The organism is Lewinella sp. LCG006 (genome assembly GCF_040784935.1).
Classification (GTDB): Bacteria; Bacteroidota; Bacteroidia; order Chitinophagales; family Saprospiraceae; genus Lewinella.
In genome coordinates this window covers 443,095-464,150 of record NZ_CP160680.1, presented here as the reverse complement: position 1 = coordinate 464,150, position 21,056 = coordinate 443,095, and the positions used below count along the sequence as shown (strand labels likewise).

At 45.5% G+C, this 21,056-nt stretch carries 21 protein-coding genes; 13 read left to right on the top strand and 8 right to left on the bottom strand.

Features of this window, described 5'->3' with window-relative positions:
- The first annotated feature begins 88 nt into the window (after positions 1–88).
- From AB0L18_RS01545 to AB0L18_RS01505, 9 genes are all read left to right on the top strand, one after another.
- Complete coding sequence (locus AB0L18_RS01545; protein WP_367390831.1) at positions 89–259, top strand: hypothetical protein; 171 nt, start codon at positions 89–91, stop codon at positions 257–259.
- Positions 260–475: 216 nt separating this feature from the next.
- A complete protein-coding gene (locus AB0L18_RS01540) occupies positions 476–1,915 on the top strand; it encodes a circularly permuted type 2 ATP-grasp protein (RefSeq protein WP_367390830.1) in 1,440 nt (479 codons plus the stop codon).
- A gap of 9 nt (positions 1,916–1,924) precedes the next feature.
- Entirely contained in the window at positions 1,925–2,893 is a 969-nt protein-coding gene (locus AB0L18_RS01535) for an alpha-E domain-containing protein (protein ID WP_367390829.1), read from the top strand.
- Positions 2,894–3,610 (top strand): peptidase, encoded by a 717-nt coding sequence (locus AB0L18_RS01530; protein WP_367390828.1) that lies wholly within the window; start codon positions 2,894–2,896, stop codon positions 3,608–3,610. It abuts the gene before it with no gap.
- A complete protein-coding gene (locus AB0L18_RS01525) occupies positions 3,607–4,464 on the top strand; it encodes a transglutaminase N-terminal domain-containing protein (protein ID WP_367390827.1) in 858 nt (285 codons plus the stop codon). Before AB0L18_RS01530 ends, AB0L18_RS01525 begins: the two co-directional genes overlap by 4 nt.
- A gap of 114 nt (positions 4,465–4,578) precedes the next feature.
- Entirely contained in the window at positions 4,579–6,390 is a 1,812-nt protein-coding gene (locus AB0L18_RS01520) for a T9SS type A sorting domain-containing protein (RefSeq protein WP_367390826.1), read from the top strand.
- A gap of 46 nt (positions 6,391–6,436) precedes the next feature.
- Positions 6,437–6,853: a GCN5 family acetyltransferase gene (locus AB0L18_RS01515; protein WP_367390825.1), complete on the top strand. Its 417-nt coding sequence runs from the start codon at positions 6,437–6,439 to the stop codon at positions 6,851–6,853.
- Positions 6,854–6,962: 109 nt separating this feature from the next.
- Positions 6,963–7,199, top strand: a complete 237-nt coding sequence (locus AB0L18_RS01510) for a hypothetical protein (protein ID WP_367390824.1) — start codon at positions 6,963–6,965, stop codon at positions 7,197–7,199.
- The gene (locus tag AB0L18_RS01505) at positions 7,199–7,642 is read left to right on the top strand and encodes a PIN domain-containing protein (protein ID WP_367390823.1); all 444 of its coding nucleotides are present in this window, start codon (positions 7,199–7,201) and stop codon (positions 7,640–7,642) included. The genes AB0L18_RS01510 and AB0L18_RS01505 overlap by 1 nt, the downstream gene beginning before the upstream one ends.
- Positions 7,643–7,662: 20 nt before the next feature.
- Here AB0L18_RS01505 and AB0L18_RS01500 read toward each other — a convergent pair whose 3' ends face one another.
- A complete protein-coding gene (locus AB0L18_RS01500) occupies positions 7,663–8,850 on the bottom strand; it encodes an NAD(P)/FAD-dependent oxidoreductase (protein ID WP_367390822.1) in 1,188 nt (395 codons plus the stop codon).
- Positions 8,851–9,061: 211 nt separating this feature from the next.
- On the opposite strand from AB0L18_RS01500, the gene AB0L18_RS01495 reads away from it, so the two are divergent.
- Positions 9,062–10,105, top strand: coding sequence for a transglutaminase domain-containing protein (locus AB0L18_RS01495; protein WP_367390821.1), 1,044 nt, complete (start codon positions 9,062–9,064; stop codon positions 10,103–10,105).
- 24 nt (positions 10,106–10,129) lie between these two features.
- On the opposite strand, the gene AB0L18_RS01490 is transcribed toward AB0L18_RS01495, so the two are convergent.
- From AB0L18_RS01490 to AB0L18_RS01480, 3 genes are all read right to left on the bottom strand, one after another.
- On the bottom strand, positions 10,130–11,692 hold the full coding sequence (locus AB0L18_RS01490) for a fused MFS/spermidine synthase (protein ID WP_367390820.1): 1,563 nt from the start codon (positions 11,690–11,692) through the stop codon (positions 10,130–10,132).
- A 154-nt stretch (positions 11,693–11,846) separates the two neighbouring features.
- Entirely contained in the window at positions 11,847–13,049 is a 1,203-nt protein-coding gene (locus AB0L18_RS01485; RefSeq protein ID WP_367390819.1) for a S8 family serine peptidase, read from the bottom strand.
- Between the two features lie 217 nt (positions 13,050–13,266).
- Positions 13,267–14,331, bottom strand: a complete 1,065-nt coding sequence (locus AB0L18_RS01480) for a flavin monoamine oxidase family protein (RefSeq protein WP_367390818.1) — start codon at positions 14,329–14,331, stop codon at positions 13,267–13,269.
- 280 nt (positions 14,332–14,611) lie between these two features.
- Between AB0L18_RS01480 and AB0L18_RS01475 the strand changes: the two genes are divergently transcribed.
- A complete protein-coding gene (locus AB0L18_RS01475; protein WP_367390817.1) occupies positions 14,612–14,965 on the top strand; it encodes a SnoaL-like domain-containing protein in 354 nt (117 codons plus the stop codon).
- Positions 14,966–15,148: 183 nt separating this feature from the next.
- Here AB0L18_RS01475 and AB0L18_RS01470 read toward each other — a convergent pair whose 3' ends face one another.
- From AB0L18_RS01470 to AB0L18_RS01455, 4 genes are all read right to left on the bottom strand, one after another.
- Positions 15,149–16,957 (bottom strand): OmpA family protein, encoded by a 1,809-nt coding sequence (locus tag AB0L18_RS01470; protein ID WP_367390816.1) that lies wholly within the window; start codon positions 16,955–16,957, stop codon positions 15,149–15,151.
- A 463-nt stretch (positions 16,958–17,420) separates the two neighbouring features.
- Positions 17,421–18,143: a hypothetical protein gene (locus tag AB0L18_RS01465; RefSeq protein WP_367390815.1), complete on the bottom strand. Its 723-nt coding sequence runs from the start codon at positions 18,141–18,143 to the stop codon at positions 17,421–17,423.
- 436 nt (positions 18,144–18,579) lie between these two features.
- Complete coding sequence (locus tag AB0L18_RS01460; protein ID WP_367390814.1) at positions 18,580–18,798, bottom strand: hypothetical protein; 219 nt, start codon at positions 18,796–18,798, stop codon at positions 18,580–18,582.
- A gap of 23 nt (positions 18,799–18,821) precedes the next feature.
- Positions 18,822–19,415: a hypothetical protein gene (locus AB0L18_RS01455; RefSeq protein ID WP_367390813.1), complete on the bottom strand. Its 594-nt coding sequence runs from the start codon at positions 19,413–19,415 to the stop codon at positions 18,822–18,824.
- A gap of 254 nt (positions 19,416–19,669) precedes the next feature.
- Here AB0L18_RS01455 and AB0L18_RS01450 point away from each other — a divergent pair, with 254 nt between their 5' ends.
- Both AB0L18_RS01450 and AB0L18_RS01445 read left to right on the top strand, forming a co-directional pair.
- A complete protein-coding gene (locus AB0L18_RS01450) occupies positions 19,670–20,308 on the top strand; it encodes a response regulator (RefSeq protein WP_367390812.1) in 639 nt (212 codons plus the stop codon).
- A gap of 75 nt (positions 20,309–20,383) precedes the next feature.
- Complete coding sequence (locus AB0L18_RS01445; RefSeq protein ID WP_367390811.1) at positions 20,384–21,028, top strand: hypothetical protein; 645 nt, start codon at positions 20,384–20,386, stop codon at positions 21,026–21,028.
- Positions 21,029–21,056 lie beyond the last annotated feature (28 nt).

The following is a 21,056-nucleotide window of genomic DNA, read 5'->3' as shown; positions in this document are numbered from 1 at the left end:
CGTGGTCGATAATGCATCAATTTTAGCTTCGCTGATCGCCTTTGGCTCAGAGTTCCCACCAAACTGCCCCGGCAGAACAAGTCTAATAATGAAGCACCACCATCATCGTAATTTTAGCTTCTTTTTTATCGTCCTTGACCTCGGCTGGGCGGGTTGTGCCGTCAATTATCACCCTATTCAACCAGATACGGTTGTGTTGGCAGCCCAGCCCGATAGTATGGCCCCACAGCCCGTAGCGCGCCGGACGGAGGAGGAATAGGATGAGGGATAGACGCGGTTCTGCTCCATAAGATCGGATTTCAAACCCGATCTTATGGAGCTAGAAGCGTAGCGGACAGCTTGGTGCCGATTCCCAGCATGGCCGATGATCATCGGGAAGTTGCTTCGTCAATATTCAAATCTATCTTTGCTTATTCCACGAATTTTATTATATTACTTGTAGAGCACGATTACACATCTTTCTTTACTACAATTTATGCCAAAAATCAACTTTGCCGGCTACGATACCGGTGGTTTCTTCGATGAAATGATCTCGGAGCAAGGGGAGGTCCGTTCCCATTATGTTCGTTTCAGGGACCGTATGCAAAAAATGGACTGGAAAAAACTCAATGCTTTGCGTTTCGCTACCGATCGCGCCCAGCTGTCAATGGGTATGACTTTTAATGTTTACAGCGATAACCAAGGGTCGGAGCGCATTTTACCCCTCGATGTTATTCCTCGAATCATTAGTGGGGAGGATTGGGAAGAGATGGAAAAAGGCTTGCGCCAACGTATTATCGCCTTGAATCTGTTTATTGACGACCTCTACCACGAGCAAAAAATCCTCAAAGACAAGATTATTCCTGCGGACCTGATCCTGTCCAGTGCTACTTTTCTGAAAGAGTGTGTAGGGCTGAATCCGCCACAAAAAGTGTGGTGCCACATCACGGGTAGTGATTTGATTCGGGGTGGCGATGGCAACTTCTACGTTTTGGAAGACAATCTGCGCTGTCCCTCGGGCGTATCGTATATGCTCGAAAATCGGGAAATTCTAAAAAGAACACTGCCCGATATTTTTGAAAAACTGAGCGTTCGTCCCGTGTCCAATTATTCTCATTTGTTAAGGGATACCCTGGAATCATTGGTGCCGGATCGCGAGCAGCCTACCGTTGTAGTACTCACGCCAGGTGCTTACAATTCTGCCTATTTTGAACATGCTTACCTCGCTCAGCAGATGGGGGCGGAACTGGTAGAAGGCCGTGACCTGGTCGTGCAAAATGATATGGTCTACATGCTCACTACCAAAGGGCTCCAAAAAGTGGATGTTATCTATCGTAGGGTAGATGATGATTATATCGATCCACTTGTTTTCAACAAAGATTCCTTACTCGGTACGCCTGGCCTTTTTGGGGCTTACCTTAAAGGGAACGTGGTATTGGTCAATGCTCCTGGTACGGGTGTGGCGGATGATAAAGCGGTATATGCTTACGTCCCAAAAATTATCAAATACTACTTGGGAGAAGATATGCTTTTGCCTAATGTGCAAACCTACATTTGCGTTGATCCCAAGGAGTGCGCCCACGTCATTGAAAACATTGCTGATTTGGTGATCAAACAAACCGATGCTTCCGGCGGTTACGGGATGTTAATCGGTCCGAAATCCACCAAAGCGGAACAGGAAGCGTTTGTCCGTAAAATCAAGGCCAACCCTCGCAATTACATTGCCCAGCCAATGATCAGTCTTTCGCGGGTACCCACCCTCGTTGATGAGGGTATTGAAGGCCGCCATGTCGATCTACGTCCTTACATTTTGTACGGCAAAGAAATCAAGATCATCCCCGGCGCACTCACTCGAGTAGCCTTGAAGAAAGGGTCATTGGTCGTTAATTCATCACAAGGAGGCGGTAGCAAGGATACCTGGGTCTTGAATAAGTAAGAGAAAAATATGTTAAATAGAGTTGCAAATACGATCTATTGGATGAATCGCTACATTGAGCGGGCTGAAAATTATGCCCGTTTTTTGGACGTCAATTTTAACCTTGCGTTGGAGATGCCCCCATCAGAGGCCGAACAGTGGCAGCCCTTGGTTGTGGCTACGGGTGATTGGGGCATCTACACCGAGCGCTATGGTGACCCGGAAAAAAACCAGGTGATTTATTTCATGGGCTTCGATCCCGAGAATCCGAATTCGATTTTTTCCTGTATCAACTATGCCAGGGAAAATGCACGTTCTGTACGTTCGGAGATCACGAAGGAAGTGTGGGAACAGATCAATTATTTATACTACTTCGTCAAAAAAGGCAATGAAAAAGAGAAGTGGAAAAAGAAAGATCCGCGTAAATTTTTCAGAAAGATAAAAGACGGTTGTCAGCTGCTTTACGGCATGTACGACGCTACTATTTCTAGAAACGAAGGCTGGCATTTTGCCAAAATGGGCCGCCTGATTGAGCGGGCCGACAAGACCTCCAGAGTGCTGGATGTCAAATATCACTTCATTGTTTCTACGCCTCAGGTATTGGGCTCGCCGCTGGATATGGTGCAATGGGTGGCTTTGCTCAAATCAGTGACGGCTTACGATATGTACCGTAAGAAGAACGGAAAGCTGACGCCACTGGGGATTGCGGCGTACTTGCTGCTCGATCCAGAATTTCCACGTTCGATGTACAAATGCCTCATCCAGGCCGAGCGTTCTTTGTTGAGTATTACCGGAGATACATCACATCCTGCAACGGCAGAATTGAGCCGGATGCGCTTAGCAATGGAACAGACCAATATGGAAGAAATCTTTGAGCGCGGATTACATGAATACATTGATCAATTTCAGCTAGATTTAAACCTGGCGTCTTCGCTAATTTTCACTTCCTTTGGAGCGGTAAATACCATTATCCAAGAAACTTCAAGTCAAAACCAATAAATGACCTATTGCCTCGGCATCAAAACCAAAACGGGTTTTATCGGTATTGCCGATACCCGTATTACCTCTGGTAGCTCTACGGGTAGGGCTAAAAAAGTCTTTACCGTTAATGAAAATCGCCATTCCTTTTTTATCATGACTTCCGGGTTGCGCTCCGTTCGCGATAAAGCCATGACCTACTTTAAGGAAACCCTCGAAGAGCGGGAGGAACCCTTCAACAAGCTTTACAAAATCGTCAATGCTTTTGCCAAAGAAGTGAAGCAGGTAGCGGTAGAAGATAAGAAATCTCTACGGGAAGGAGGGCTGGATTTTAACCTCTTTACCATCATTGGTGGGCAATTGGAAAAAGACGATGAGCACAAGATTTACCTCTTGTATCCGGAGGGCAATTGGGTGGAAGTGGCCGATGGGTCGCCTTTCGTTATTATCGGGAACAATGGTTACGGGAAACCCATTCTGGATAGGGTGATCAAATATAATTCGACTTTAAAGTTTGCGCTCAAGGCCGGTTTCCTTTCTTTTGATGCCACCCGAATCAGCGCCAACGATGTCGATTATCCGGTCGATGTACTGTATTACGAAAAGGATTCTTTTAACATCATTGAAAGGCGCTACCAGCAGGAAGAACTGAGCGTATTGTCTCGCGAATGGAACAAAGACCTCATTGCGTCGGTAGATAAATTGAGCGATGAGTGGTTGGATAAACTGAAGTCATGAGATACCGAATCATTCATGATACCAACTACACGTTTTCGGCCCCCGTATTCCTGGAGCCTCATCTTTTGCGTTTTCGCCCCCAGGCGACGCCTTTTCACCACGTTGAGCAGTTTGAGTTAACAATAACACCAACACCGAGTGGGCACCGCCAGCAAAGGGACGCCGAAAACAACCTGATCGATAGCTGCTGGTTTGATGGGGTACACGAGGTGTTTAGTATCCGCACCGAATCGGTGGTTCACGTAGCGGAGCACAATCCTTTTAATTTTATTTTGTATCCTGCTACAGCGATGCAAGTACCCTTCAAGTACAATTACCAGCTAGGACTGGTCTTGCAGCCATCACTCCAGGGAATGGGCATTGGCAATGATTTGCGGCATTACGGGCAAGCACTTTTGGTGCAAACCCAGCACAATACGTCGATTTTCCTGATGGCGTTGACACAACAAATACAGCAAGATTTTACGGCCATTTACCGAGAAGAGGGCGAGCCTTTTTTACCAGATCAGACCTTTGCCTACCGCGAAGGCTCCTGCCGCGATCTTTCCTGGATGATGATTCAACTCTTACGCCATCTTGGTCTGGCGGCGCGGTTTGTGAGTGGTTATAACTACCTTGTTACCGACGAGGAGCCCAGTTTTGAACTCCACGCCTGGGTGGAAGTCTTTTTGCCCGGTGCGGGTTGGATAGGTTACGATCCCACGCACGGATTGGCCGTCGGGGCGGCTCATGTTCCTATAGCGGCCAGTAGTGCTTACGAAAACACCATGCCCGTGAGTGGCAACATCCGGGGTGATGCTCGTTCTGAACTAGTTACGGATTTGCAGATTGAATTATTAGCGGATTTCTTGTGAAAGAGATGAACCTTATAAGGGATTAGGAGTACTATTGAAGGTAGCCCATCTTAGCAAGATAAAGTAATGACTTTTATCAGCAAACTCGTAATTTGCGGACTAAATTACCCCCTTATGAAAGCAAGCATGTTACTTGTAATCTCCTGTTTTTCAGCACTAATAATGTCTGCCCAAGAGCGCCCCATCGCAATCAATCTCACCTCTGTTGTTGATTATTCTACTGAGCTGGTCTTTACCGATGCCTTTAAACAAAGCCGGGAATGGATCACCTATAACGCCGAAGGCAACGGCCCCTGGGATACACAGGTGGCTGTTCCAGTGGATGACCGAGGTTACCCACTGGAAATCCCCTATGAGGATGGCGTACATCCTCCGCAGGCTGTCCGGGCATTGATGTTATGGGACATTGAGGAAGCCTTACCACAGGGACAGTACCGCTTGATTGTAGAAGGTAGTGGTACGGTGAGTTTGCATTTTGGGGCCAGTGGTGAGTTTCAGTGCCCGGTAGATACCCTGGTGACCGTGACGAGTGGTGTCTCGGTGGAGATCATTGCTTCAAACGCAGATGATCCTATTTCCGATATAAAATTCATTTATCCAGCATACGTAGACAGGTACGAAGAGCAGGTTTTTACGGATGAGTTTTTGACATTTTTAGACGATTTTCAAGCTATCCGTTTTATGGATTGGTTGCGTACCAATGGGTCTTCGGTCACCAGTTGGTCGGAACGTAGCCGCTACGATTATTTTACCCAAAGTACAGAAGCGGGTGTTGCTTGGGAATATGTGGTTGAATTGGCCAATTTGTTGCAAAAAGACGTTTGGATCAATGTGCCTCACCAGGCCAATGATGATTATATCCAGCAATTGGCCAGCTTCCTTTTGGCAAACCTTGATCCCGATCTAAAGCTATACGTAGAGTACAGTAATGAGGTGTGGAACTCGCAATTTGCCCAACACCATTACGCCGCTGAGCAGGGGCTCCTCCTCGGTTATCCCGAAGCTTCCTGGGACCGCGCCTGGCAATACACGGCCAAGCGTTCTGCGGACATATTTCGCGTATTTACGGATACTTTTGGTGGGGCCGATCGCTTGATTCGCATCATTCCCACCCAAGCAGCCAACGCCTGGGTGACCAACCGGATCATGGAATATTTCAATAACCCCATGTACAATCCTACCCAGGTGGCGGCCGATGCCATAGCGATAGCGCCTTATTTTGGTGGTACAGATGTGGCCAATACCATTGTGAGCCAGGGCGAAGTGGCTACAATTTCTATCCCGGAGATCGTAGCGAGGATGCAGGAAAGCCTGCCCGTTTCATTTGGCTACATGGACGATAACAAGGTGGTTGCAGATAATTATGGGCTCGATTTGATTGCCTACGAAGGCGGGCAACACCTGGTAGCCACTGGCGCAAATGTCAATATTGATGAGCTTACCGCAAAACTTAATGCGGCCAACCATCACCCGGATTTACAAGCTGCTTATTGTGAATATTTTGATTATTGGTATACCAATCACGGCGGATTGTTTGCGCACTTCTCCTCCCACGGCCGCTATTCCAAATGGGGCAGCTGGGGCGTAAAAGAAACCATGGATGATGTAAACAATCCTAAATACCTGGGCTTGCAGGAGTGCGTTTTCGCTTACAATGATATGAGCACTGCACTAGACGAATCACCCGAGCTGTCCTCGCCCTGGCAGGTGTTTCCCAACCCTTCGAGCAACGGTGAAGTATCAGTTTTAGGTGATTTTCACGCAGCGGAGATAAGGGTGTTTGATGCACTTGGTCGGCAAGTAGCACTGCCAACGATAAACCTGTCAGAAGGTCAACTTCGCGTCCAGTTGCCCAAGCCGGGGGTATATTTTGTGCATCTCCGAGCGGCAGGGAGTACGCAGGTTTTGAAGGTGATTTATCGTTGAGTGGTGCGAGGGAAAATATTCTGCTCAATGAATTAAAAAAGAGAAAATGTATCCAAGTGTATATGATAAGTCAAGAGTGGGCAAGTACCCTGGATTAGCAAAAGCTGGGGGCGGATATGTATGGGATGAGGTCCTAGAGTATCGCGTATGGTGTTACCCAGGTGATGGAGCTGAAGATTTAGAACAAGGAAGTGATTATTACTACTCATTTGATGATTGTGATGCTGCAATAGAATTTGCGAAGAAGATTTCAGGTGCTCAAGAACCGCTTGCATTGATTCTACAAAGGGAATATATTGATGAACCTCAGCCAGGAAATTACGTCCATCGAAAAGAAGAAAGAATAACTGAATGGCCAATAGACTTTCTTAAAAGGCCAAAAAGAACAGAAGATACAATACCATTATTTTTAGCCCCCAACGCTCCAGCTGATAAGTTGGATATTATAAGAGGCCTAAAATGACTCTCAATAAATTCCATTTGATAATGGAGAGCATCTATAAAATTATTAAGTTAGACGTTCGGAACCATAGCCAACGTAATTCTGTTCTCATATTAAAATAATTATAGTAATGGCTGTAAGTATAGAAAGGACTGATAACGAGTTTATTATAAAGTTACCTTTAACTGTCAACCCAGTTGATATTCAAAAGGTATTAGAATACTTCCAATTTATTGATGTAGTGAGTAGAAGTTCTGCTACCACCGATGATATTGAGGAATTATCAAGGGAAGTCAAAGGAGGATGGTCAAAAGAAATGAAAGAAAGATTATCTCAGTTAGATGAGTTTAAAGATGTATTAGAATAATGGATATTTATATCATTGACTCAAATGTTATATTTTCTGGAGTCTTAAACATAAGTAGTGGAATAGGTCAATTTATTTTAAGAACAAATGAAATAGGTGTGGTGCTGTATGCGCCAAGCTATTTGAAGGTAGAGATTGAGAAGCATTTTCAAAAAATTTTAGAGAGGTCGAAATTGACCGAAGAAGAAGTCCGACTTGCTTTAGAAATGGTCTATTCCCGAGTATCATTTATTGCTGATGGTTTAATTCCTTTTGAAGAATATGTCAAAGCGATGAGGTTGGTCAGAGATATAGATCCAGATGATGTCACTTTTGTGGCATTAACACAATATATGGATGAAACTCTATGGACTGGAGATACTAAGCTGTATAAAGGTCTGAAGGATAGAGGTTTTAAGAAAGTGGTTAATTTTAATGATTTGAAGAAAAAGTATAAAGTTTAAAAGAAAAGACGCGTCTTTTATCACTCCCCACCAAGATAATCCGCCAAAAACACGCCCATACTAAAACAAGCTTGCAGCAGGTAGCCGCCGGTAGGGGCATTCCAATCCAGCATCTCGCCAATGCAGAAGGTTTTTGGGAGTTGGGAAAGCTCAAAGTTGGCATTCACCGCTTCGAGGGCAATGCCGCCGGTGGTGGAGATGGCCTCGTCGAGGGGTGCAGCCCCCAGTAGTGTGAGGGGGAGGCGCTTAATGCTGGGCGCTAGCTTTTCGGGTACCAGGTAAGTTTCCTTTGGAAGCAAAGCCTGGAGCATGTCCATCTTGGTTGGCCCGAGCTTGAGGCCACGCCGGAGGGTACTGCTCATCGTCTTTTCGCGTGAGGAGCGGAGCCGCCGCAGGATTTCTTCTTCCGTAAACATCGGTTTTAAATCGAGGTAAACCGTAGCTTTTCCCTGCTCCTCAAGTTGTGCCTGAATTTGCGGGCTCAGGGCGTAAAGGGCGTTGCCTTCCAACCCGAAGTGCGTGATGACGGCTTCCCCCTTTTGGGTGCTATTTTCACAGGAAATGGCAATGTTTTTGAGCGGCTGCCCTTCGTTTTTGGAAAGAAAGGTAGTGGGCCAATCCATCTGGTAGGCACAATTGGCAGGCTTGAAAGCTTTAGTGGCAATACCTTTTTTGGTGAAAATGGTCAGCCAACTGCCATCGGAGCCAGTTACTTTCCAACTTCCCCCGCCAAGGGCAAAGACCGTGTAGTCCGCCGCTATGGGCATTTGTTCGGCAAATAGAAGGGTATTGTCCGCCCCCCAACCCGTCCAGGTATGTTCTGTAAGTATGCGGACGCCCTTTTCTTCCAACACCGCCAATATTTTTTGGAGTACTTCAATGGGCTTAATGCCTTTTTCAGGATAGACTCTTTTGCTGCTGCCCACAAAGGTGGGAATGCCGATACTTTCGAGCCACTGCCGCAGGTGCTCATTGCTAAAATGATGGAGTGCAGGTTGCAGAAAATGGGCCGGCGTGTACCTTTCGGCGAAAGCCGACAACGATTCGGAATGGGTAAGGTTGAAGCCGCCTTTGCCCGCTACGAGGAATTTACGGCCTACGGTCTTGTTCTTCTCGTAGATCGTAACGTCGAATTGTTCCTCTTTCAAAAAAGCGGCCAACATCAATGCCGCTGGCCCGCCCCCGATAATGGCGATGGTTTGCTTCATGCCACGAATTTAGACATTATCGGGTGAATTAATAAAATTTCCACTTCGGGTAAATTTGTGAATTTACGCGGTCAGCTTGGTCGCTTATCATTCCTTCTATTGCCCTAAAGGCTTTAAAAAATCAATCTTTGTAATGGGTAAAATCCTTATTTTTGCGGCAGGCACTAGGTGCTCAATGTATCCCTGTTATCATACACAAACACCGATGAAGATGCGCGCTAAATTTATTGCACTACTCTGCTTCCTAAGCACTGTTTATAACCTACAGGCCTTAGATTCTCTCAATCACAATTTACTGTATTACGCCAGTGTCAGTCGCCCAACGGAAGAGATGACTTTGGCTTCTTTGGCCAGTACCCTGGAAAGCAAAACGACCACCAAATTACAAGCCGCCGAAATTGCCTTTTATTGGATCACTGAGCACATCAGCTACGATTTTGAAGGCGAGCAATTCGCCAAGGACAAAGTCGACCTACAAGAAGTTTTGCGTACCCAACGTGGCAACTTTCAGACCTTCTCACAGTTTTACCAGGAATTGTGCCGCTTGATGGGCATAGATTGCTACTTGGTCACGGGATATGTGAATTATTGGCACGAAGTAATAGATTATCCTGAGTATCACTATGATGGAGCGATCAAAGATATTCCTGACCATCCCTATCATGCCTGGAACCTGGTAAAAATAGATGGGGTCTACTACGGTGTGGATATCAGCCTGGGCAGCGGTGCTGTTGGTGGCGATGAGGTGACGGCCGAGTTCGTCAAGAAAATTGATTTGGAGCAGGTGTTGGTCAAAGAGGGGATGTTTTTTCGTATCCATCTTCCTGCTGATCCGCGCTGGCAAATGAGAGAATATCCTATTCTGCTCAAGCCCTTCCATACCCGAATTCCCTACGAGGATGTGCTTAGGATAAGTGCCAGCACCTATTCCAAACCGTTTGATTACAAGCGTGCCCTTCATGAATTTGAAAATGCAAGCCCAGCCACACAGCGCCTGATGAGTCTTCAGGGCACCTACGAATTCAATCCTTCCGATTTTAATATTCGCCAAGTGGCAGATGCGCACTATAATCTGGGCTATACCCAATCTTCGGGCGTTTTTGATACCCAGCGTTTGCTTGCAGCACGCAAAAGCTACGAACAAGCCATTGATGCTTACCGCAAAATTGAATCGACACCCACCGTCCAGCAGCTAATGGCACAGGCGCAACAAGGGATCACTTACATCAACTATCGGTTGGATAAGAAGCAATAGCGCAGTGTTCCTTGGCTCCAAACGTTATCTTACGTCCTTTTGAAAGTGCCGACGGAAGTAGGCATTGTAACTCTCTTTCCACGACATAGCTGCCCGGGCGTAAAGCTTGGACAAGCGCGGTTGCTGATCAGTGAGTAGATAGGCTTCTTCTTGAGAGATGAGACGATCATCGACAAAATGAACGTATAAATCTTCGATGGTGGGCAAAGTAGGCACGGTATAGCGGGTTTGACTAAAGTCTTTTTCCTCTAAAGCTCCCAAGAAAATCAGGTTACGTGAACCTTCTGTACCTGGGGTTGCCAGCAATTCGGTGACCAGCCCCGCTGCTTTCATCGTTTTATAAACAGAACGAGCAGCTATTCCATTATCACCTTGCAAAAAGCCATAAAAATTGGCCATGATCATCCCTCCGGGTCGGAGAATTTCTTTGGTATCCGAAATTCCTTCCAATGTAAGTAAATGCTCTGGAACAGACTCACTGAGGAAGGTGTCGAAGATGACGATATCGTAGGTTTTATTTGTTGTTTTGACATAATGGCGGGCATCATCAATAAAGATATTAGTGTTGGGGTCAAGCCCGAAGTGGATCACCGAAACCTCCCAAATGCGGCGATCTATCTCCACCACATCCACTTCAAAACCCAGGCGGGTGAGTTGCTTGACCAATGTGCCGCCTCCAAGCCCGAGCAAGAGGATTTTGCTTCCTTCCGGAAAAACGGAGGCTGCTGTAGGGAAATAATTGGCCCAGTTCCAAATACTGTAGGCAAAGTTTTCGGCATGCCCCACGTAAGTCTGTAAGGTATTGTTGACGATCAGGCCGCGCCCGATTGCAGCATTGTCGGTGATTTCATAAGAGGGGTAGTCTACCACTTTCACCTGGCCGAGTATGCCGTCAGATTGATACAATATTTGGTATTCTTCGTTGTATTGTGGTGCCGCCTGCAAACTAAGGTAAGCAAACCCTAGTAGCAGCGGTAAGAAGAAGGTCTGGCTTTTGGCTTGTTTTATCAAAGAAAGAAGCGGAAGTGCAGCCAATAGAAAACCCGTGACAATAGCTGGAAGCCGCAAGCCGTATTCGGGAATCACCCAAAAGCCCATTAGAAAAGTAAAAAGAATACCACCAGTTGTAGAAATGGCATAAACATTACCGGCACTGTTACCAGCCGATTTCGCTTGATCGGTCAATAAGTTGATAATCACGGGAGAAACCATGCCCATCAATACCAAAGGAGGAACCATGAAGACGATCAAGGAGAAGATAGCCCCCAATTCCAAGGGCAGGTTGATGGTGGCCTCCATGATGAAATTGCTGGTGAACGGCATCAACACCAATAAGGCAGCTGCCCCTACCAGAATGCTATAAAGGAGGCGCGTGCTCCCGGTGTAGCGTTTGGATAATCGCCCGCCTACAAAGTAGCCGATCGTGAGCCCTCCCAACGTAAGCCCCAAGGCTGCGGCCCACACGTAGAGCGAAGTACCAAAGTAAGGCGCTAACAATTTCGCGCCGATGAGTTCGCAGGCCATTACGGCACCGCCTTCCAGAAAAGATAATAGTAGAAGATAGTTCTTGTTGTTTTCGCCAAGCATAGGTGGAGACTGTTTTGGAAACGTCCAATTTAATGGATAAAGTGGAATCAGAAAAATTACAGGAAGGCTAGGAATAAAAAAGCGGGCAAATCTTTCCGATTTGCCCGCTTTCCTACTTACAAGACAATGATTAGATAAGGAAGATCAATTGCCCCTAGAGGTGTGCAATTGGATCAGGATTGCCATCAGGGTCTCCATTAACGGTGCCATCACTGCTGACATTACCCAATAGAAGGATCCCACAAACGTGAGGAGCCGCCATAGAGGTACCGCTCAATGTAGCATAACCACCATCCTTGTACGTAGAAGGAATGCTAGATCCTGGCGCACAGTAATCTACGGGTGGGTTGCCATAATTAGAGAAAGAAGACCAGTTGTCGGTAGAGGTCATTGAGGAAACTGTATAAACATTGTTTCCGTTAGCTCTTGCTGGCGAAGAGTTGTTAGCATTGGTAGATTCGTTTCCTGCTGCCAGGGCAAAAGGACAACTACCAGAAGCTGCTATTACGGCTGCATCCAAAGCAGAAGAAGCACCACCACCTAAACTCATATTGGCCGCATCACCATTGCTGGCCAAAGCTCCAACGTAGTCAACACCAGCAATAACACCTGAGTAGGCACCACTGCCGCGACGGTCCAATACGCGTACCGATACAACAGGAGCACCTGCTGCCACACCTACAACGCCAATATCATTGTTAATAGCGGCTACTGTACCTGCTACGTGGGTGCCGTGACCGTTTTGATCATCAGGGGTACTATTACCACCAAGAAAAGTAGCAGAAAGGGCCGTGTTTACATTAAGATCAGGATGATCCAGGTCAATACCAGAATCGATGATCCAGGCAGTACCCGCATTAGCACCAGCTACCGGGCCACCTACGCGGGTTACCCCCCAAGGTGTGCTCTGGCCACCGCCACCACCGCCGCCACCCGGAGGGCCGCCCATGGTTACGTGTACGGTTTGGTCTTGCTCAATGAAGTTTACCCGGCGATCAGCCTTCAAGCGTGCTAGCTCTTCCTGGTCAAGGTTGAGTGCAATGCCTTGGTATACTTTAGCATAAGTTTGAAGGAGTTCCCGGTCAACAATCCGGTTTTCGCGTAAAATTGCTTGTGCTGCTTCGGCCACTTGTGCCCTCACTTCCCAGTAATTAGCAGCACTGATGTCAGCGCGTCCCAGTTCAATGGCGCCTTCGTTGAAAACAACGATGTACTGACCGTCAATAACTTGACTTTGTTGGGTGGTTATTTCTTGATCATCAAGTGTATTGATGATGGTTTCATCTTTCGCGCAGCTGTAGATGATAAAGGCAAATCCGGCCAGTAGGCCTAGATAAATAGTTAAGCGTTTTGTCATGATTGTCCAGGTTGAAGTTGATGATGTTTGTCTTGTGTATGGCAAACATAGTAAATAAAAAAAACAATATCAACCTAAATGCTAGAATAATATATTTTAAAATGTGGGTGCTGCGGAATTATAAGGTATTGGGTCTGCTGATTTTTATTGCTTCACAGTTGTCGTGTGTTATATAAGTCATTTATATACATATCGTCTGCCTTAGAGAACTATAGCATCAAAAAATAGCAGCGATCAATGCTGCCGCAATTTCCTCTCCCCGCCGCACTGCACCGTCCATATAGCCCGGAAATTCGCTGGCGGTTTCTGCCCCTCCCATCCAGAATCGCCCACCGAAAAACGGCTGTCGAAAGATAGCGTGGCCATTGTTTTGGTGGGGTAGCAGCGCTTGGTCGTAATCCGTAAAGGTATAAGACTCCTGTCGCCATACCCCCTCTTCGTAGGTAGTGTATTGGTCAGCCTGCTCCCCGTAGTATTTGCGCAACTGTTGCAATACCAGTTGGCAGCGTTCTGCTTTCGTCAGCGAGTGGTATGCTCCATTGAGGAAACCTTTGAGGGCATAGTACCCCTGGTCATCATCCGAATGATCGTACATTTCACCCACGGGCCCAACGTTGCTAAACAACGTACCACTCAGGTCTTTGGCCCGCCAGAAAGGAGTAGGGTAGGTGAAGCCTACTTTAATGCTTTCGCCCATCCAGGTGTGGGTTTGGTTGGCGATGCTTTGTAGCGGTTCCGGCCAGGCCGGTGTGCATGCCACCGTCTGCATGAGTAAGCGAGGGGGAAGTGTGCTGACGATGGCTGCTCCGGTAAATACCGCATTCTGGGTGCGTACCAAAAAACCGTCACTTTTGCTTTCAATAGCTTGCACCACTTGTTGGAGGTGGATACTGGCGGGCGATAGAGGCTTTGCCAGGGCTTCAATCAGCGCCGTAGTGGTGCCTGCAATACGGTAGCTGGGGTCATTGTTGGGTGGAAGTTGTACCAGTTGGGGCGGACTGGTCGAAAGCGGTTCGTAGATCGCTTGTTGCCCCAGGTATTGCTCGGTGATCCCAATTTTCAACTCCTTCAATAAAGCGTTGATGGCCGTATGTTTTTTACCCAACCAAGTCGCACCCATCTCAATGGGGGTACCCGATTCATTGCGCACCGTCAGGATTCTACCCCCAATCCGGTCGCGGGCTTCCAGGAGGAGGAAAGGAATATTTGCTTGCTGCAAACGATAGGCCGTGCTTAGGCCACACAAGCCGGCACCAATGATAATTACATGGAAAGAAGACATAGTAGGATAATTACTTGTAATGAGACTATCAACGTAAGCAACAATGGATAAGTTGAATATTTTGAAGGCATCAGGCTGTCCGCTACTCCCCTCGCTCCGTAGCGTCGGGTTTTAAAAACGCTACGGAGCGAGGGGAGTAGGAAACCCTGTCCTACGGAGCCTCTATTCTACTGCGCATTCATAGGGCTGTGATTTTTTTTGAAAAATAATGCCTATGATGTTCAACTAATTATTGTGTAAATACATTTAGTGTATATACATTAATTAAAAAATACCCAAAATGACTTATTTAGAAAAAGCACAAGATATTTACAACATGCTTGGCCAAGGCCAATTGTTGGAGGCCTTCGACAAGTACTATGCTGATAACGTAGTAATGACCGAGCCACGTGGTACGCGTGAGAGCAAAGCAGTTTGCCGTGATTACGAGGTGCAGTTTTTGAACAGCGTTCAGGAATTCCATGATCTACAGATTACGGGCATCGGTTCCGACGAAGCCAATGGTACTACCTTCGTAGAGTCTATGATGGAAGTCACTTTCAAGGATGGCAACCGCGTAAAGATGGAGCAGGTAGCCGTCCAGAAGTGGGAAGGCGACCAGATCGTACACGAGCGTTTCTACTACGAGCAGTAGTATTTAGTACCTGAAAAATGGTAAAGAGTAGAGGGATTTGTTGGTCGAAAGGGCAGCAAATCCCTCTTGTGTTTGGCCTAAAAAAAATCCCGAAAACAGGGCAAATTCATGAATTTGCCCTGTTTTCGGGATTTTTTTGTCAGCTACCAAATACGAAGTACCAAGTACCTCGAAGTACCCATTTTACTCCGGACAGATCACCTTAAATTCCGTACGGCGATTCACCTGGTGTTCCGCAGCGCTACAATTGACGCCATCAGCACACCTGTTGAGTAATTGGGTTTCTCCATAACCTTTACCAATCACCCGTGAAGCAGCAATGCCTTGAGCGATGATATAGTTGGCTGCCGCTTCTGCTCTGCGTTGAGACAGTGCAAGGTTGGATGAAGCTTGCCCCCGACTATCGGTATGGGACGACAATTCTATTTTCGCATCCGTATTGTCTCTCATGAATTGAACCACCTTGTTTAAGTCGGGTTCTGCATCAGGTCGGATGGCCGCACTACCGGTATCGTAAAGGATATTTTCCAGATTGATGGCATCACCACACTTCACTTCATCGGCACAGATTTCTAACCGCACAAATACCGACTTAGAGCGATCGTAGTTCTTCGCATCCACATTGACCACCTGCGAAAGGAAGCTTTCCTTCTTGGCGTACAATTCGTAAACGGCACGGTTGTCCAGGTAGAAAACAAACTCTCCATTGCTCTTAGAGATTGTTGTTTTCATAAAGTTCGTAGCATTGTTGCTCAGGTTGAGGGATACAGAGGGTAGGGGGTTCGGACTATTACAATAGAACACCTTGCCCTTGATGATAAAGTTGGGGTCATTATAGTAGACCGTTTTCTGTACGGAAGTAGAAGTATTGAAATCGCTGGCCGCAATTGTTCCTTCTTCCAGTGCAGTGCCGTAAAGCTTAGATTGGATGGTATAGTTACCAGGCTCCACGTTGGCAAATTCTACTACGCCCAGGCTGTTGGTCGTGCCTGTTTTTACAACCTGTCCGCTGCCATCAAGGAGGGCAACTTCGGTGTCGGGCAATACTTCGCCGGTGATTTTGTCTTTGGCCGTAACGATCATTGGTGAGGTCGGACAGCCATTGTTGGCTACTGTTCCTTTTACGTCAGGGCAGTTGTCTTGGGCGTCCTCTACACCGTCGCCATCGCGGTCGGTGATGGGGCAACCCTCATTGTCTATAGGTCCGGCTGTTTCCGGGCACTTGTCTTCGCTATCCATCAAGCCATCACCATCGGTATCTGGACAACCTTCAAATTTAGCAATGCCAGGAGTGTCCGGACATTTGTCACTGCTATCTTTGATGCCGTCACCGTCCTTATCGGGGCAGCCGTTGAGGGCTACAATACCAGGGGTGTTAGGACAAAGGTCTTCTGCATCAACGATACCATCACCATCTCGGTCTTTGACAACAGGTGCGGGAGGGTCGTAATCATCCACAGCAATGTGGAAACCTATACCTGCCATAAAGTGATCGCGGAAATCAACGCTGTTGTAATGGTAGGAAAAGGTGGTTGAGAGGGAGGTGTTACGTCCAAGGTAAAAGTCTAAGCCCAGTCCCATAGGTACGTCCAAAGACAAGTCATCGGTCTCTAGAAGTAGGCCACCCACCCCGGCAAATAAGCGCGGGCGGAAAACATCACCTTTGTAAAGGTTTAGATTGAGTAGCACATCCAGACCAAAATTAACGGCCTGTCTGGTTCTGCTACCGGTAGCGTCAAGAGGATGTTGGGCGGAAGCTATCCGAAATGGAAAACTTACATCAAAGTTGTCGTTGAGGAATCGAAAATATTCGAATTGGAGCCCTCCATTGAAATCATCGCGGGCCAGCCCTGAATTGTTATCAAGTGGCCACTGAAAGTTGCTGGAGACATAACGAAAAGCCCATGCTTCGGGGTTCTCTGCACTTTGTGCCCCCAATGAGGTACTAAAGATTATGCTCGTAATAAGTAGGCTGAAAAATAATCTGAACATACTAGTAGGTTTTATGTTTGGTGAATAGCAGCGTCAAAAAAGAATGGATTAACCAAGTGTTTTGCGCTTTTTGGGGTTCTCAACCGTTGATTATTTTCAGAAGGATGGGGTAGGGATAGCCAAATATCCTCAATAAATATAATTAAAAATAACAATTGAGAAGCCAAATTATCCTGACAATTAAGTGTTGCGGGCCTTTGCCCAAACACTTCATTCGGGAAACCATCAGTATATGTCGGAAAGAGAGAAGGAGGTAAGTGGTAAGGGTGATTTTTTTAAAAAAAGTGAATCTTGGCGCCATTTTGGCCCTTTCTAATTGATATTCTATACCACCAAAATGGCCATGGATAATTTCAGCGGGCGTTTGGTTAAAGCCCAAACCACTTTAGGATCGGTATAGTGATAAAAAAGAGGCTGCCTATGGTGGGGCAGCCTCTGATAGAATTCTCCGTGTTATTGCGTATTAGAAACCTTGCATTCTAGCCAATAAAGCATGATCATTGTCCATATGATCTTCAAAATAATGAAACAGCAAGTCGCTTTTATGTTCCATTTCCTTAAGCGTTTTTATCTTGTTAAGGTAATTAGTAGCACTCGCTAATATCTCCTTAGCTTTATCATTTTTATTATTGCTTCGGATAAGGGTTTCAACTTTAGTAATAATATCTTGTAGATCGGAGGAAGAATAACTAAAGGATACCCGATTTAAAAGATTCCAGAAGGCATAGGTTCTGTCTGGTTGGGTCTCAATAGTTCTAGTGTGTGTTGTTTCTTTAGTCCAATTCTCTTGGGTTTGAATTGTACCTTCCACTTCAGCAGTTAATTCTGCTTTTGCAGAAGCAAAAAGCCCATTTGCTTCTGCACTGACAGCCAAGCGAATCAATGCTCTTAAGCTTCTTGTTTCCGTAAGACTTTGCGTTATCGTTTCTGTTACAGTAAGGGTTTCTTTAGTAGCTATTGTTCTTACCTCTCCCAATCGTTTCCATACATTTTGACTTTTCAACACTCCTTTAACCGTTTCAGGTAAATCTAAGCCGAAGGCGATAAAATTCGGCGGTTGAGGCATTGGAATGGAGATATTGTACGATTTAAGAACATCGGGGAATTCTGGGTGATGAATTACAAAATCAACACCTTGATCCTTTAATGTTGGTGGGCTTGAGACTGAAAATTTGTAATCTGACATAATTGTTTAGTTTTAGATTTGATTTAAGATTTGAAGCGGGTGGATGATTACGAAACCGTAAAGCTAGGCTTAGAGGATGTTCCATGGATGGTAATAGTCACACTAGCATCTTTACAGCAAGCATATTGAAAACTTGCTATGTGTGGGCCTTCCGTCCCATTGTCCGCTCTGTATACAGCAACAGTGTAATGGTAGGATTGAAAATAAGGCCTGTAATGCACGGAATTGTCCTTTACCGCACTCGCTGTCCAATAAGAGGTATGAGTGAAATCGTGCTGCATTTCTACATAAACACTACTCACATCTGTCAATTCATTGGTAAAGTTGATGTAATAAAGTTCTTTTTCCGAATTCTTGTTTTTCATAATAATAGATATGAAAGGTTAATAAATAAATTAAGATTTGTCACTCAATTAAATTGAAATTTATTTTCAATTTAATTGAGTGTATTAAACACCTTGCGATTGAGCTGTGAAACACTCAGGTGAACTTGCCTGGCCAGATAGCTGGCATCGAATAACTCATTGTCGAAATTCAGTTGAATCAGGTACTTTACCTTTCTGATAAAGTTGTTGGTGTGCGCTAGCGAAGTGCTTTTTTCAAGACGTAGCTTGGACTGTTCGTACGGCTGTACAAATGGGGGTGTTGGTAGCATGATGTTGGATGTTGAAGTCTGTACTAAATGGAGGTAAGTGACTGAGATCTCTTAGCCATCTTCAAAATCCGCTTCAGCTTATAAAAAACAATCTCGGAGATGCCCGATATAGCATACCGTTGCTTGCCCCAAAAGATAAAAGTGGGTTTCCTGTTGATAAAGTCCTGACTGAGGAACTTCACTTTAGTGGTGACTGCATACAGACGCGCCAAGGAGCGAGAGCAGGTTCCGAAAACAATATGAGCCGTAGCGTACCGCTTGAGCGCGTAAGCCATAGACAGCCAAATGAAAAAATTAAGGGTCGTTTTAGTGCGTACCTCTTTCTTGATCCAGAAGCAGCAAATTTCTGTGCATACGCCTTTATCATGTAGCTGTTGGTAGAGCAGCTCATGCTTGTCTTCCTTGGCGAAAAGCTCAATAGTTCTCAAATGGGAACTTTTACCCAGAATAAAGCCCCCGATCAATTCCTGATTCCAATAGATACCCAAAACGATGTTATTGGGATCATGTAAATAGTGGTCAGGAATTGGTAAACTTGAAGCTTTATAATAGATGTCGGAAAAATTTTCACGAGATTTCTGGGTTCGTAATGGTCGCATGACAGGAAATATCTTCATGGTTGACAGGTTTTAGGTGGTTCTGAAAAAGATCGAAGTTTTCCTTTTCACTACTTCGATTCCTTTTCAATTGCTGATAGGACAAAGGTATGGGGGGGAGTCAGGGAGGGAATCCACATTTTGATGTGGATGGCGCATTTTTTTTATGAAAACGGAAGAACAGCACAAGGCATACATCAAGTAGTAGGCTCTGTTTCGCGTACCCACATCAAAATGTGGACAACTGCCAGGTGCTGCTTTGTTACCTTTGTAGTATGCAAGAAATCAAATTAGTTATCATAGAAGATGATGCAGTCATCAAGGAAAGCTTGGAAACCTTCCTACTTCAGCATCCGTCTATTGAGCTAACAGCTAGCGTTACCAGCGTAGAGGCTTTTTTAGAAATGGCACAGTCTTTCAGGAAACCTCTGGTAGATGTTATGTTATTAGACATTGGGCTGCCCGGCATGTCTGGCATACAAGGCATTTATCATATTCGCCAGAAATACCCCAATATAGACATCATCATCTTGACTACATTTGAGGAAGATGATAAAATCTACGATGCGCTTTGCGCAGGCGCGTGCTCTTATATCTCAAAACGGACACCGCTTACAAAAATCCAGGAAGCCATCTTTACCGTTTCCCGAGGTGGGTCTTATATGTCTCCTACCATAGCGAGGAAGATTGCGGAACGTTTTATGCCTAAAGCCAAAAAACAAGGAGACGAGCTATCGGAACGCCAAAAACAAATCGTTCAAGGATTAGTAGACGGATTGTCCTACAAAATGATCGGTCATAAATTGGATATTTCTTTAGACACCGTCAGAGATCACATCAAGAGGATTTACCGTACCCTGGAGGTTAATAACAAGATGGAAGTGATTAAAAAAGTAATGGATGGTGAGCTGTAATCGCTTGTCATAAGGCGGGTTTAAAAGAAATAAAGCATCAAGGATTTTATTTAAAACATTCTAAAACCACACATCATGGGAAAGACAGTTGAAGTTAATTTACCGAGCAGTACTTTATTAGACGACAATTTTAGAGCAGCTGATGAAAAATCTATTCAATCCGTTTCAGGCACTGTTTCTGATTTATCGGCTACCTTTAGCAGAGAGGGCCTATTAGATTTATGCAAAAAAAATAAATGTGATAGCCTCCGGATCTATCCAGCAGCCCGTAACAATGAATTGATTATGATAGCCTTGGGTGTTAATGGCAATGATGAGTTAGTAGAGGCCAACCATTTTTGCCTGGCCAGTAATGAGCAGGGTGCTGTTCCCATTAATGGCGCTGTTCAAGTTGATGGTGTAGAACGAGTTCCAACTGATCTTGCAAAATACCTTGTTGTGGCAGCAGGATCAGGGCCAGAAATAGTCGATAAACTGAATGAAATTCGTCAGGTAGACAGTTCTCAAATGGGGCTTAAAGTACTATTTGACGATAGCTTTTTCACCAGCAACGATTTCGATGATATACTATTCGAGGTCATTGACGTGAAGTTTAACGACACTACAGATACTCATAGAACCATTATTGGGCAAGTAAATTATAACAACAATCAAGTTTCTTCAAGCCTGAGTTTATTACCCTGCCCTCCCAATTGTGGTGGTACTTATGGTAATGAGTAGGCTGAAAATGATGGCGATAATGGGTCGT